Genomic DNA, 12,956 nt, shown 5'->3' with positions numbered 1-12,956 from the left:
TCAGCGTCCCAGCAGCTTTTTCGCGGTTGCCACGACTTTGGCCGCATCGATCAGCGCGAGCTTCTCGAGATTGGCAGCGTAGGGCAGCGGCACGTCCTCGTCGGTCACGCGCAGCACCGGCGCATCCAGATCGTCGAAGCCCTGTTCCATTACCACGGCCGCGATTTCCGATGCGATCGAGCAGGTCGGCCAGCCTTCCTCGACCACCATCAACCGGTTGGTCTTCTTGAGGCTGGCGAGCACGGTTGCGGTGTCGAGCGGCCGCAACGTGCGCAGATCGACGACTTCCGCATCGATGCCCTCGCCTGCCAGCTGCTCGGCCGCATCGAGGCTGATGCCGACGCCGATCGAATAGCTTACAATGGTCAGATCCGAACCTTCGCGGCAGACCCGCGCCTTGCCGATGGGCAGGACATGGTCGTCCAGCTTCGGCACGTCGAAACTGCGGCCATAGACCAGTTCGTTCTCGAGAAAGACGACCGGGTCTTCGCTCCGGATCGCCGCCTTGAGCAGGCCTTTGGCATCGGCGCTGTCATAGGGCGCGATGACGATCAGGCCCGGCACACTGGCATACCATGGACCGTAATTCTGGCTGTGCTGCGCGCCGACCCGGCTCGCCGCGCCATTGGGCCCGCGGAAAACGATCGGGCAGCGCATCTGGCCGCCAGACATGTAATTGGTTTTGGCGGCGGAATTGATGATGTGATCGATGGCCTGCATCGCGAAGTTGAAGGTCATGAACTCGATGACAGGCCTCAGGCCGCCCATCGCCGCCCCGGCACCGAGCCCGGCAAAGCCATATTCGGTGATCGGCGTATCGATCACCCGGCGCGCGCCGAACTCCTCGAGCAGGCCCTGTGTGACCTTGTAGGCGCCCTGATATTCGGCGACTTCCTCACCCATCACGAAAACGCGGTCGTCGCGGCGCATTTCCTCGGCCATCGCGTCGCGCAACGCCTCACGGACCGTGGTCTTGACCATTTCGGTCCCGGGCGGAACGGCCGGATCGGCTGCCTGCGTCCTTGCCGGAGCGGAAACGGGCGCTGCCGCGGCCGGTGCGGCGGCCTTCGGTGCGGGCGCGGGCGCTGCCGGCTCGCTGGCGGGGGCAGCTATGGCTTCTCCCGCATCACCGCCGATCATCGCGATCACCGTGCCGACCTTCACGCCCTCGGTGCCCTCTGCCACCAGCAGTTTGGAAACGACGCCTTCATCGACCGCTTCGAACTCCATCGTCGCCTTGTCGGTCTCGATCTCGGCGATGATATCCCCGGATTTTACCTCGTCGCCTTCCTTGACCAGCCATTTGGCCAGCGTCCCTTCCTCCATGGTGGGGGACAGGGCAGGCATTTTCAGTTCGACGGCCATCAATATTGCTCCACCAGCACGTCGGTGTAGAGTTCTGCGGAATCAGGCTCGGGCGCGCTTTCCGCAAAGTCGGCGGCTTCGGAGACGATCTTGCGGATCTCCTGGTCGATGGCCTTGAGTGCATCTTCGGTAGCGCCGGCCGCCAGCATATCGGCCTTCAGCCCTTCGATCGGATCGCTCTTTTCGCGCACCGCCTGCACTTCCTCCCGGCTGCGATATTTGGCGGGATCGGACATGGAGTGGCCACGGTAGCGATAGGTCTTGAGCTCCATCAGCACCGGCCCCTTGCCGCTGCGCACCCAGTCGAGCGCGACTTCAGCGGCGGCGCGCACTTCCAGCACGTCCATGCCGTTGACCTGAATGCCGGGGACACGGAAACTCTCGCCACGGCGGAACATCTGGTCTTCAGCCGAAGAGCGGTTGACCGACGTGCCCATGGCATAGCCATTGTTCTCGATCACGAAGATCATGGGCAGCTTCCACAGCTCGGCCATGTTGAAGCTTTCGTAGACCTGCCCCTGATTGGCGGCACCATCGCCGAAATAGGCCATGCACACGCCGCCATCACCGCGATATTTGTGCGCGAAGGCAAGGCCATTGCCCAGCGCGACCTGCGCGCCGACGATACCGTGCCCGCCGTAGAATTTATGCTCGACGCTGAACATGTGCATCGAACCGCCCTTGCCCCGGCTGATGCCTGCCGCGCGTCCGGTCAGCTCGGCCATGATCACCTTGGGATCGATACCATAGGCCAGCATATGGCCATGGTCGCGATAGCCGGTGATGACGCTGTCCTTATCGCCATCCAGTGCGCTCTGCAGGCCCACGGCGACCGCTTCCTGCCCGATGTAAAGGTGACAGAAGCCGCCGATCAGCCCAAGCCCGTAAAGTTGTCCGGCCTTTTCCTCGAACCGGCGGATCAGCAGCATCTCGCGGTAAAAGGCCTGCATTTCCTCGAGCGTGGCGGCGTAGCGGCCGTGCTGAGCGGGTCTTTCACGGTTCGGTGTCGGCGGCGGCGCGCCCGTCTGCGCGGCGGGCTTGGACGGTGCTTTGCGGGGCGCTTTGGCGGCCAAGTCAGGGCTTCCTTATCCGTCGATTGATAGCCGGTGTATAGGCGTGCAGCGCCGGCCTTGGCAACGCCGCATAGCAATGCGGCAGTGCGCTTCAGCGCTTGGGCAGCGGCACCACGATATCGTCCGGGTGCATCAGATTGAGGTCGCGGCGCACGCGTTCCTCGACCAGATCCGGGTCGACATGACGGGGATTGAGCAGGCGGAGGTGGTTTTCCAGCAGCTTCTGCTGATGCTCCAGCCGCGCCAGCTCCGCCTGGCGCTGGGCAAGCGCCCGGCTATAGTCGTTCCACGCAAACAGGCCCGTCGATCCGAACAGCAGCCAGGCGATGATGATGCAAAATCCGCTGCCGGCAGCGATCAGTTGCCACCACTGCCGCCAGTTTCTCCGGACTGTCACACCCCTTGCCATGACCATCTTGAATCACACGCGACTCGCGGGGTCAAGCCGCGTTGGCGCAACGACCGGCGATGCATGCAAAAAAATCAGACGCTGAGGCGGGAAAAAACGTCCTGCCCGGCATATCGCGACGCGCTGCCCAGTTCCTCCTGGATGCGGATAAGCTGGTTATACTTCGCGAGACGGTCCGACCGGGCAAGGCTGCCGGTCTTGATCTGCCCGCAATTGGTGGCAACCGCGAGGTCGGCAATCGTCGAATCCTCGGTCTCGCCCGAACGGTGCGACATCACGGCGGTATAGCTGGCGCGCTGAGCCATCGACACGGCATCGAGCGTCTCGGTCAGCGTCCCGATCTGGTTGACCTTGACCAGCAGCGAATTGGCCAGCCCATCGGCGATACCCTGGCGGAGCCGAACCGGATTGGTCACGAACAGATCGTCACCCACCAGCTGGCACTTGTCACCGATCAGGTCGGTAACGGCTTTCCAGCCGGCGAAATCGTCCTCGGCCATGCCGTCTTCGATCGAGCGGATCGGATAGTCGGCGACCAGACGGGCCAGATAATCGGCCATCGCTTCGGGCGAGAGGCTCAGCCCCTCTCCGCTGATCTCATATTTGCCGTCCTTGAAGAACTCGGTGGCGGCACAATCGAGCGCCAGCACGATGTCGCTGCCCAGCTTGAACCCGGCCTGCTCGACCGACGCAGCGATGAAATCGAGCGCGGCACGGGTCGATGCGATATTCGGCGCGAAACCGCCCTCGTCACCCACGGCCGTGGCGAGCCCCTTCTGGTGAAGCGCCTTCTTCAACGTATGGAAAATCTCCGATCCCCAGCGCACCGCCTCGAACAGGCTGTCGGCGCCCACGGGCATGATCATGAATTCCTGGAAATCGATCGGGTTGTCGGCATGCTCGCCGCCATTGATGATGTTCATCATCGGCACCGGCAGCACGTGCGCGGCGGTGCCGCCGACATAGCGGTAGAGCGGCAGGCCGCGCGCTTCCGCAGCCGCCCGCGCTGCGGCGAGGCTGACGCCAAGAATGGCATTGGCACCCAGCCGCCCCTTGTTGTGCGTGCCGTCCGCATCGATCATCGCCGTGTCGATGTCGCGCTGGTCTTCAGCGTCGAGTCCGATCACTGCTTCGGCAAGCTCTGTGTTGACCGACTCAACGGCTTTGGACACGCCCTTGCCCAGCCAGCGACTCTTGTCGCCGTCGCGCAGCTCGACCGCCTCATGCGCGCCGGTCGAGGCGCCCGATGGCACCATCGCCCGGCCAAAGCTGCCATCCTCCAGCAGCACGTCCACTTCCACCGTCGGATTGCCGCGACTGTCAAGAATCTGGCGTCCGTGAATGTCAATGATCGCGGTCATGGGTTGCTACACTCCTGCTGAGGTCGTCGCGGCTGGCGTGATCGCGGCTTTAGGTAAGCATGCGCGCAAAGGCAATTACGCGCGCCCATTGAAGGAACCCCACGCATTGCTATTTGTTACGACAAAGAACCCTAATGCGCCCCGCCGGCCGCGGCGGGTGGGCATGGATCCGATACCGGACCGAACAGATGGAGGAATGTCCCATGGCCGAATCCCAGACCCCTGCCACCAAACCCAAGCGCGCCAGCTCTGCAAAGCGCAAGCCGGCGGAAGCGGCAGCCGCCGTGGCAGCCACGTCCGTTGTAGATCAGCAGGCCGCAGCATCCGTGGCCTCGCCGCGGTCTCCGATAGCCGATCAGCTGGTTGCCACGCGTGACACCATCCGGGCCGAAGCGCAGCGCAAAGCCTCGGAGCTCGGCGATGAATTCGGCAAGCTGACTGGTCAGGCGAGCGAAAAGGCCAAGGAACTGGCGACCAAGGGCAAGTCCAAGGCGGCTGAGAGCCTTGAAAGCCTCGCTACCCTGATCACCGATTCCTCGACCCAGGTCGACGAGAAGCTGGGCAAGCAATATGGCGATTTCGCCCGCTCTGCGGCGCAGACTGTTTCGGGCCTTGCCGGCAGCCTCGACGAGAAGGATCTGGAGGAACTGATGGGCGAGGCGCGCGAATTCGTTCGCAAGAGCCCGGCGGTCGCCATTGGCAGTGCGGCGGTCGTCGGATTCATGCTCGCCCGTCTGCTGCGGTCGAAAAACTGAGCATCGTCGCGTTTCGTAGCTGGGTTGGGAGTGCGGAGTGATCATGGAACCGCTGCACCAGCCCCAGCCGGCTGCGCCCCTCGACGAACCTGTGATCGATACAGCAGCTATCGATAGCGGATCGGCCATTGCCGCTGTCCGGATGCTTATCGAAGAAGCCAAGGCCAGCCTGTCCGCTGAAGTTGCGCTCGCCAAGACCATTGGCAATGTCGCTTCGCAGTCGCTGCAGCGCATGGCGCTGTGGGGAACCATCGCTCTGCTGTTTGCCTTTGTCGGCCTGCTGGCGCTGTCCATCGGGCTGATGATCGCGCTCGCCGGAGTGGTCGGCCCGTTGGCGGCGGCACTGATCGTCGGCGGATTGCTGCTTGCAGTCGGCCTGTTTGCGGGTTCGCGTGCGCGGCGCAACGCTCTCATCCTGCGCGAAGCAACCAAGCTGGTGCTGGAATGAGCCGCCGCGAGATCAGCCTTGCCGCCGCTCAGGCCGCAGCCAAGGCGCAACGGGTGCGCCTTGCGCAGCGGCTCGATGCCACCATGGCCCGCATCGCGCCCGCGCGGCTGCGCTGGGATGCGCAGCAGGAAGTGGAACGGCGCATTCAGCAGGGCGCTCGGGTCGCGGTCGATCAGGTCAAGTCGCATCCGCTGGCCGCTGGCACCGGGCTGCTGGTCGCGCTGGCGTGGATGTTCAGGGACCAGCTACTGGAACATGGGCCGCCTGCCCTGCGTTCGGCCTATGATCGCATAAGCACCCACCCGGCGTTCAGCGCGCAGCAAGCTGAGTCGAGCGAGGAAGCCGATACGCCGACGGAACAAGATCCCCTCCAGGCTTCCGCACCCCCGACGGAAGATGGTCAAGAAAGAGAGTAGAACAGCATGGCTGATCAGGATTGGAAGACGCGCTTGTCCGACACCCGCAATGCCGCGCAGGCAGGCGCGGAGCATCTTTCGGCAAGCGCCCGCGAAGCGGTGGCAACCGCGCGCAATCGCATCGGCTCGACTTATGGCGTGGCCCGCCAGCGCGCGGATGCGCTTGCCGATAGCAGCATGGACATCGCCCGTACCGGTATCGAGGCGAGCAGCCGTGCTGCCGCAAAGGGCATCGCTGCAGCCGAGAAGGCGGCATTCTCTGCTCGCGGGCTGGTCGCCGAGCGTCCGCTTACCGCCGTCGCCATCGGCGTCACCGCCGGCATCCTGCTCGGGTTCCTCGCCAATCGTCTGGTCAGCAGCGGCACGGATGAGCCGGAACCGGTCGATGATGAGGAAATCTACGGCTGAAGCCACTGCTGGCGACCGTCGATTGCGTGCGCGGATGGCCGTTGCTAAGGGCGCGCATCTTCCTCCCCATTGCCCAAGGTCGTCATGAGCAAGCTTCATCTCGTTTTCGGCGGACGTGTCAGCGATCCGCGCACTCTGGACTTTACCGACTTGTCGGCCATCGATTTCGTCGGCCTGTTCGCCGACTATAAATCTGCGGAAAAAGCATGGCGCGCCGCAGCCCAGCGCACCGTGGACGATGCCGAGATGAAATATGTGGTGGTCCACCTCCACCGACTGCTCAATCCGGACGTCGACGGCCCCACAGCGGGCTGACCGGCCTTAGCGCTGGCGGAACCGCCAGCGCAGCAACGGGCGCGCCAACAGCAGCCCGGCAAGGAATCCGCCGACATGGGCGGCAACGGCGATCGCGCCGCCCAGCGCCAGTCCGATCAGCGCCTGGATACCGATCCAGGCGAGACCGAGCCATAGCGCCCGCACCACATGTAGCGGCAGTCCGGCAATCGGTTTGACCTGCTGTTCCGAGAAAACCAGTGCATAGACCGCAAGCACTGCCGAAATCGACCCGCTGGCGCCAATCGCCGGGTTCATCGAGCCCGGAGCAAATGCCCAGTCGGCGAAGGCTGCAGCATAGGCGCCTATCAGGTAAATGAGGGCCAGCATCCAGCCCCCCACGGCGCTCTCCACCTGGCGGCCGCACCACACCAGCATCAGCAGATTGAAGCCGAGATAAAAGAGATCGGCGTGGATGAGCGTCGCCGTCAGCGGCGTCAGCCACGCGGGCACCGCTCCGGCGATCGCAAGATCCCCGCCAAAGCGCGCCGGAATGAAGCCGCCGAGCGCCGCGAAATCGACGACGCGCCCCAACAGCAGCGTTGCCAGCCAGCACGCTGCAGTGACAATGGCGATGCCATTGGTCACCCGGCCCGCCTGCGACGGACGCGTTGTGTACCAGCGGGTCAGATGAACTCGATCCGCGACACCGAATACCACCGATCGCCCGATGGCACCGTCACCTCGATCTCGTCATCAACCTTGCGCCCGATCAGGGCCCGGCCCAGCGGCGAGTTATAGCTGATACGCCCGACCTTCGCATCGGCCTCGGTCTGGCCGACGATCTGGTATTTGACCGGCTTGTCATCCTCGTCGAGCAAGGTCACGGTCGCCCCGAAGACGATACGATCGCCGGACAGAGTGGTCGGGTCGATGATCTGGGCGCGCGACAGCTTGTCCTCGATGTCGGCAATCGAAGCCTCGACCTGGCCCTGACGCTCCTTGGCAGAGTGATACTCGGCATTTTCGGAAAGGTCGCCGTGGGCGCGCGCTTCCTCGATGGCGTCGACGATGATGGGACGCTCGGCCTTCAATGCCTGCAGTTGTGCAGTGAGCTGCTCATAGCCGGCAGCCAGCATCGGGACCTTTTCAACACTCGCCATTCCGCAAATCTTCCTTCGTCAAAACCGCTGCGCCGACGAGGCTGCCTGCCTCGCCGTCTGTCCCTGCGCGGGACCGTCTAACCTGTCGGGAGCTCAGGTGCGCAGCCCGCGATAATAGGATTGGAGCGGCTGCACATCAAGCCTTGCGACCGATGTCGTCGCTATCGCCAGGGCAGCGGCATCGGCCGCCGCCGCGGTGGTGTAGGAGGGGACCTTGCCGACCAGCGCGGCGGCGCGGATCGATGCACTGTCGCGCAGCGACTGCCAGCCTTCGGTGGTATTGAAGATCAGATGGATGCCGCCGTCCTTGATCCGGTCGACAATGTGCGGCCGCCCCTCGGCCACCTTGTTGACCCGGTCCACCGGCACGCCACGCTCGGCCAGAAAGGCAGCCGTGCCGCCGGTAGCGACGATCGTCCAGCCATGCTCCGCCAGCCGCTGGGCCGCATCGAGAATGCGGTCCTTGTCGCTGTTCTTGACCGAGATGAACACCGTTCCCGTCTCGGGCAGCGCATCGCCCGCGCCGAGCTGCGCCTTGGCAAAGGCGGTGGCGAAATCGGCATCGATGCCCATAACCTCCCCGGTCGAGCGCATTTCCGGCGACAGTACCGGATCGACACCGGGGAAGCGCGCGAACGGGAAGACCGCTTCTTTCACAGCGACATGGCTGATGTGCCTGTCGATCGACGGCAGGGTCGCCAGCTTTTCGCCGGCCATCACGCGCGCCGCAATCTTGGCGATCGGCGATCCGATGGCCTTGGCGACGAACGGCACCGTGCGGCTGGCGCGCGGGTTGACCTCGATCAGATAGACCTGTCCGTCCTTGACCGCATATTGGACGTTCATCAGCCCGCGAACGGAGAGCGCGCGGGCGAGCATGTCGGTCTGCCGCTCGATCTCGGCGATGATGGCGTCGGACAGGCTGTAGGGCGGGATCGAGCAGGCGCTGTCGCCAGAGTGGACCCCGGCTTCCTCGATATGCTGAAGCACGCCCGCCACCACGACGTCGGTGCCGTCGCAGATCGCGTCGACATCCACCTCGATCGCATCGCGCAGATACTGGTCGATCAGCACCGGTGAATCGCCGGACACGCGCACCGCAGTCTCGATATAGCTCTCGAGCTGCTCGACCGAGTCGACGACCTCCATAGCGCGGCCGCCGAGCACATAGCTGGGACGAGTCAGCACCGGGTAGCCGATGCGCGCAGCGACCGCGATCGCTTCCTCACGGCTGCGGGCGATGCCATTTTCGGGCTGTTTGAGGCCGAGCTTGTTGATCAGCGCGGCAAACCGCTCCCGATCCTCAGCCAGATCGATGGCGTCGGGCGACGTGCCGAGAATCGGGATGCCCGCATCGGCCAGCGCCTGGGCGAGCTTCAGCGGCGTCTGCCCGCCGAACTGGACGATCACGCCGGCGAGCGTGCCCTTCGACTGCTCGACGTGCAGGATTTCCAGCACATCCTCAGCCGTCAGCGGTTCGAAATAAAGGCGGTCGCTGGTGTCATAATCGGTGCTCACCGTCTCCGGGTTGCAGTTGATCATGATCGTCTCATAGCCCGCCTCGTCGAGCGCGAAGCAGGCGTGGCAGCAGCAATAGTCGAATTCGATGCCCTGGCCGATGCGGTTCGGCCCGCCGCCGAGAATGACGACCTTGCGCGCATCGGACGGATCGGCCTCATTGTCCGCCACCCCGAACGCCGGTGCCTCGTAGGTCGAATACATATAGGGCGTCACCGCCGCGAACTCGGCCGCGCAGCTGTCGATGCGCTTGAACACCGGGCGCACGCCGAGCTTGTGGCGCATTGCGCGCACTTCGCTTTCGTTGACCGCGCCGGCCATCGCCACCATCGCATCGTGCAGCAGACCGGAGGATTTGGCGGTCGCGCGCGCCATATCCGGGCGGCCATGCACCGAGCGCAGGCCGAGATAACCGAGACGCTTGTCCGAGAAGCCCATCGCCTTCAACCGCCGCAGCCCCGCTGCGTCGCGCGGCAGGCCGTTGGCCATCACTTCATTCTCGGCGTCGACGATTTCCTTGATGCGCTCGAGGAACCAGGGATCGTAGCCGGCAATCGCGTGGATTTCAGCGACGCTGAGCCCCTCGCGCAGCGCCTGGGCGGCGACCAGCAGCCGTTCGGGCGTCGGGCGGGCGAGTTCGGCGATGATCGCATCGCGCGGGGCGCCTTCGAGATGATCGACGAAATTGAAGCCCGACAGCCCGGTTTCCAGACCGCGCAGCGCCTTTTGCAGGCTTTCGTGGATCGAGCGGCCGATGGCCATCACCTCACCCACGCTCTTCATCGCAGTGGTCAGCAGCGGCTCCGCGCCCTTGAATTTTTCAAAGGCGAAGCGCGGGATTTTGGTCACGACATAGTCGATGGTCGGCTCGAACGACGCCGGGGTCACTCCGGTGATGTCGTTCATGATCTCGTCGAGCGTGTAACCTACAGCGAGCTTGGCGGCGACCTTGGCAATCGGGAAACCGGTCGCCTTGGACGCGAGCGCGGAGGAGCGCGACACGCGCGGGTTCATCTCGATGACGATCAGGCGGCCATCCTTGGGATTGACCGCGAACTGTACGTTCGAACCGCCTGTTTCGACGCCGATTTCGCGCAGGCAAGCGATGCTTGCGTTGCGCATGATCTGATATTCCTTGTCGGTCAGCGTCAGCGCCGGGGCGACGGTGATCGAATCCCCGGTGTGGATGCCCATCGGGTCGACATTCTCGATCGAGCAGATGATGATGGCGTTGTCCGCACGGTCGCGGACCACCTCCATCTCATATTCCTTCCAGCCGAGCAGCGATTCCTCGATCAGCACCTCGGTGGTGGGGGAGGCGTTGAGCCCGCCGCGCACGATGGTCTCGAACTCTTCGCGATTATAGGCGATGCCGCCGCCGGTACCGCCCATGGTGAAGCTGGGGCGGATGATGGCGGGCAGGCCCGTCTTCTCCAGCACCGCAAACGCCTCGTCCATCGTGTGCGCAACGCCCGAGCGTGCGCTTTCCAGCCCGATCTTGTCCATCGCCAGGCGGAATTTCTGCCGGTCCTCGGCCTTGTCGATGGCTTCGGGCTTGGCGCCGATCATCTCGACGCCATATTTCTCCAGCGTCCCGTCATTATGCAGCGCCAGCGCGGTGTTGAGCGCGGTCTGCCCGCCCATGGTCGGCAGGATCGCCATGCGCTCGTCGGGATGCGCCGCGCGTTCGCGGGCAATGATCTTGGCGACCACCGCCGGGGTGATCGGCTCGACATAGGTCGCCCCGCCCTCCCCCACCAGCTCCGGGTCGGTCATGATCGTCGCGGGGTTGGAGTTGACGAGGACGATGCGATAGCCCTCCTCGCGCAGCGCCTTGACCGCCTGCGTCCCCGAATAATCGAACTCGCACGCCTGCCCGATGATGATCGGGCCAGCGCCAACGATGAGGATGGAGTCTATGTCAGTGCGTTTGGGCATTATTGTGCTAATCCCGCAATTCTAAGAGTTAGATTACGCAAAGCGGGTCGCAAGCTGCCCAAATCAAAGCTCCCTGCGCGGGTCGGATCGAGGCATTGAGCCCTTGCCTGATCGATCCAAGTGCGGAAGCTTGCTTCGACGAGCATTTCGCTATTGCGGCGTTGGTTTAGCCACCGGTCGACAGGCACCCTGTATGACGCATCAAAATCATCGTCGCCGTTACAACCTTCGACTTCGATCGACACTACGATATCCGAACCCTCAACCCATCGGATGGTTAGCGCTCTGCAATTGCTGCCCTCTGGTGTGCAGCCATACCCCTGTGACAATCCAGCAGCAGCATCATCCTCCGCAACCCCAGACAAGCTAGTGATACTGGACAAGTGCCAGCTACCGAACCTCTCCGAGGTCGGTATTGAAGCGACTGCCGAGCTTGCTAAAAAAAAGGTCAGAAAGCCGAACAACCCCCTCACCGCAGCCCCCCCACAAACCGCTCGAACAGATAGAAACTATCCTGCGGCCCCGGGCTCGCTTCGGGGTGATACTGCACCGAGAAGATGCGCTTTTCCGGCATTTCGAAGCCGCAGTTGCTGCCGTCGAACAGGCTGGTGTGCGTCACCACCGCGCCTTCCGGCAGGCTCGCTGCGTCGACCGCGAAGCCGTGGTTCATGCTGGTGATTTCGACCACCCCGTCCGCGTGCCGCTTGACCGGATGGTTCGCGCCGCGGTGGCCCTGGTGCATTTTCACCGTCCGCCCGCCCACCGCGAGCGCGAGCAACTGGTGGCCGAGGCAGATGCCGAAGATCGGTAGGCCGGCGTCCATCAGCTTCCGGATGACTGGCACGGCATAGACACCGGTGGCGGCGGGATCGCCCGGGCCGTTGGAGAGGAAGATGCCGTCGGGTGCGAGCGCGAGAATATCCTCGGCGCTGCTGTCCGCCGCGACCACTGTGACGCGCGCGCCGGCGTGGGTCAGGTTGCGGAAGATGTTGTGCTTTGCGCCATAATCGATGGCGACGACGTGGGGCTTCTTGTCCCTCTCCCCTTCAGGGGAGAGGGTCGGGGAGAGGGGCTGTGTCGCGAGTTCAGAACCCACGCTCGCTGCGCTTCGCCCTGCCCCCTCTCCCAACCCTCTCCCCTGAAGGGGAGAGGGCTTTTCTGCATACCCCGCCCCCAGCGACCAGACTCCGCCATCCCACTCGGCCCGCTCCATGCGGCTGACGACCTTGGCGAGATCCATGCCCTCCAGCCCCGGCCAGCGCCGCGCCTCGGCGAGCAGGGCATCGATGTCGAACACACCATCGGGCGCATGGGCGATTACCGCATTGGGTGCGCCGGCCTCACGGATGCGCCGTGTCAGCGCGCGGGTATCGATGCCGGAAATGCCGATCAGGCCGCTCGCGGCCATCCAGTCGTCAAACCGCTGCTCGCTGCGGAAACTCGACGGCGCGGTCACGTCCTCGCGCACGATGCAACCGACCGCGTGCGGTTTGTCCGCCTCCACATCCTCCCCGTTCGCGCCGACATTGCCGATATGCGGGAAGGTGAAGGTGATGATCTGCCCGGCATAACTGGGGTCGGTCATCACTTCCTGATAACCGGTCATCGCAGTGTTGAAGCATAGTTCGCCCACGCCATGGCCGACGCGACCGAAACCGCGACCGAACAGGATCGTGCCGTCCGCGAGGACAATCGCGCCGGTCGCGCCTTCTGGCGCAGCGTTGGGCGAGGCTTTCGCCATATCGGGTGGGCTCCGTCTATCTGGGGTCCCGCGAATCATGCGGGTAAACGGCCAGACAGTTATGCCCGATCCCCTGTGCGCACAATCT

General features: G+C 64.1%; 13 protein-coding genes. 5 read left to right on the top strand and 8 right to left on the bottom strand.

All coding sequences use genetic code 11. The annotated features are described in order from the left end of the window. The 4 genes from AC0QC4_RS07250 to eno form a co-directional block, all read right to left on the bottom strand. Window positions 1–1,365: a pyruvate dehydrogenase complex E1 component subunit beta gene (locus AC0QC4_RS07250; RefSeq protein WP_483659061.1), complete on the bottom strand. Its 1,365-nt coding sequence runs from the start codon at window positions 1,363–1,365 to the stop codon at window positions 1–3. After that, window positions 1,365–2,315: a pyruvate dehydrogenase (acetyl-transferring) E1 component subunit alpha gene (pdhA, locus tag AC0QC4_RS07245; protein WP_483659354.1), complete on the bottom strand. Its 951-nt coding sequence runs from the start codon at window positions 2,313–2,315 to the stop codon at window positions 1,365–1,367. The genes AC0QC4_RS07250 and pdhA overlap by 1 nt, the downstream gene beginning before the upstream one ends. Before the next feature lie 214 nt (window positions 2,316–2,529). After that, entirely contained in the window at window positions 2,530–2,847 is a 318-nt protein-coding gene (locus AC0QC4_RS07240) for an FtsB family cell division protein (RefSeq protein WP_483659060.1), read from the bottom strand. 74 nt (window positions 2,848–2,921) lie between these two features. Beyond that, entirely contained in the window at window positions 2,922–4,208 is a 1,287-nt protein-coding gene (gene eno / locus AC0QC4_RS07235; protein ID WP_483659059.1) for a phosphopyruvate hydratase, read from the bottom strand. A gap of 203 nt (window positions 4,209–4,411) precedes the next feature. Here eno and AC0QC4_RS07230 point away from each other — a divergent pair, with 203 nt between their 5' ends. From AC0QC4_RS07230 to AC0QC4_RS07210, 5 genes are all read left to right on the top strand, one after another. Beyond that, window positions 4,412–4,963, top strand: a complete 552-nt coding sequence (locus AC0QC4_RS07230; protein WP_483659058.1) for a hypothetical protein — start codon at window positions 4,412–4,414, stop codon at window positions 4,961–4,963. Window positions 4,964–5,006: 43 nt separating this feature from the next. Then, window positions 5,007–5,411, top strand: a complete 405-nt coding sequence (locus AC0QC4_RS07225; RefSeq protein WP_483659057.1) for a phage holin family protein — start codon at window positions 5,007–5,009, stop codon at window positions 5,409–5,411. Further along, window positions 5,408–5,827, top strand: coding sequence for a hypothetical protein (locus tag AC0QC4_RS07220; RefSeq protein ID WP_483659056.1), 420 nt, complete (start codon window positions 5,408–5,410; stop codon window positions 5,825–5,827). Before AC0QC4_RS07225 ends, AC0QC4_RS07220 begins: the two co-directional genes overlap by 4 nt. Before the next feature lie 6 nt (window positions 5,828–5,833). Beyond that, complete coding sequence (locus tag AC0QC4_RS07215; protein WP_483659055.1) at window positions 5,834–6,235, top strand: hypothetical protein; 402 nt, start codon at window positions 5,834–5,836, stop codon at window positions 6,233–6,235. A gap of 84 nt (window positions 6,236–6,319) precedes the next feature. Then, the gene (locus tag AC0QC4_RS07210; RefSeq protein ID WP_483659054.1) at window positions 6,320–6,550 is read left to right on the top strand and encodes a DUF4170 domain-containing protein; all 231 of its coding nucleotides are present in this window, start codon (window positions 6,320–6,322) and stop codon (window positions 6,548–6,550) included. A 6-nt stretch (window positions 6,551–6,556) separates the two neighbouring features. Here the strand turns inward: AC0QC4_RS07210 and AC0QC4_RS07205 are convergent, their stop codons facing one another. The 4 genes from AC0QC4_RS07205 to carA all read right to left on the bottom strand — a co-directional run bounded on the left by AC0QC4_RS07205 (window position 6,557) and on the right by carA (window position 12,868). Next, complete coding sequence (locus AC0QC4_RS07205; RefSeq protein ID WP_483659352.1) at window positions 6,557–7,156, bottom strand: rhomboid family intramembrane serine protease; 600 nt, start codon at window positions 7,154–7,156, stop codon at window positions 6,557–6,559. Between the two features lie 38 nt (window positions 7,157–7,194). Further along, window positions 7,195–7,671, bottom strand: a complete 477-nt coding sequence (gene greA, locus AC0QC4_RS07200; protein WP_483659053.1) for a transcription elongation factor GreA — start codon at window positions 7,669–7,671, stop codon at window positions 7,195–7,197. 93 nt (window positions 7,672–7,764) lie between these two features. Beyond that, window positions 7,765–11,127, bottom strand: a complete 3,363-nt coding sequence (gene carB, locus AC0QC4_RS07195) for a carbamoyl-phosphate synthase large subunit (RefSeq protein WP_483659052.1) — start codon at window positions 11,125–11,127, stop codon at window positions 7,765–7,767. Between the two features lie 469 nt (window positions 11,128–11,596). Then, window positions 11,597–12,868 carry a glutamine-hydrolyzing carbamoyl-phosphate synthase small subunit gene (gene carA / locus AC0QC4_RS07190; protein WP_483659051.1) on the bottom strand — a complete coding sequence of 424 codons (1,272 nt, stop codon included), beginning with the start codon at window positions 12,866–12,868 and terminating at the stop codon, window positions 11,597–11,599. Window positions 12,869–12,956: the final 88 nt, after the last annotated feature.

This window comes from Sphingomonas sp. jy18 (genome assembly GCF_056931895.1).
The sequence above is the reverse complement of the archived record's forward strand: the minus strand, read 5'-3'. Positions and strand labels throughout refer to the sequence as shown.

Excerpts from the sequence above, each read along its gene's own strand:
- AC0QC4_RS07250 (WP_483659061.1), bottom strand. The coding sequence starts at position 1,365 with ATGGCCGTCGAACTGAAAATGCCTGCCCTGTCCCCCACCATGGAGGAA.
- pdhA (WP_483659354.1), bottom strand. The coding sequence starts at position 2,315 with ATGCAGGCCTTTTACCGCGAGATGCTGCTGATCCGCCGGTTCGAGGAA.
- AC0QC4_RS07240 (WP_483659060.1), bottom strand. The coding sequence starts at position 2,847 with ATGGCAAGGGGTGTGACAGTCCGGAGAAACTGGCGGCAGTGGTGGCAA.
- eno (WP_483659059.1), bottom strand. The coding sequence starts at position 4,208 with ATGACCGCGATCATTGACATTCACGGACGCCAGATTCTTGACAGTCGC.
- AC0QC4_RS07230 (WP_483659058.1), top strand. The coding sequence starts at position 4,412 with ATGGCCGAATCCCAGACCCCTGCCACCAAACCCAAGCGCGCCAGCTCT.
- AC0QC4_RS07225 (WP_483659057.1), top strand. The coding sequence starts at position 5,007 with ATGGAACCGCTGCACCAGCCCCAGCCGGCTGCGCCCCTCGACGAACCT.
- AC0QC4_RS07220 (WP_483659056.1), top strand. The coding sequence starts at position 5,408 with ATGAGCCGCCGCGAGATCAGCCTTGCCGCCGCTCAGGCCGCAGCCAAG.
- AC0QC4_RS07215 (WP_483659055.1), top strand. The coding sequence starts at position 5,834 with ATGGCTGATCAGGATTGGAAGACGCGCTTGTCCGACACCCGCAATGCC.
- AC0QC4_RS07210 (WP_483659054.1), top strand. The coding sequence starts at position 6,320 with ATGAGCAAGCTTCATCTCGTTTTCGGCGGACGTGTCAGCGATCCGCGC.
- greA (WP_483659053.1), bottom strand. The coding sequence starts at position 7,671 with ATGGCGAGTGTTGAAAAGGTCCCGATGCTGGCTGCCGGCTATGAGCAG.
- carB (WP_483659052.1), bottom strand. The coding sequence starts at position 11,127 with ATGCCCAAACGCACTGACATAGACTCCATCCTCATCGTTGGCGCTGGC.
- carA (WP_483659051.1), bottom strand. The coding sequence starts at position 12,868 with ATGGCGAAAGCCTCGCCCAACGCTGCGCCAGAAGGCGCGACCGGCGCG.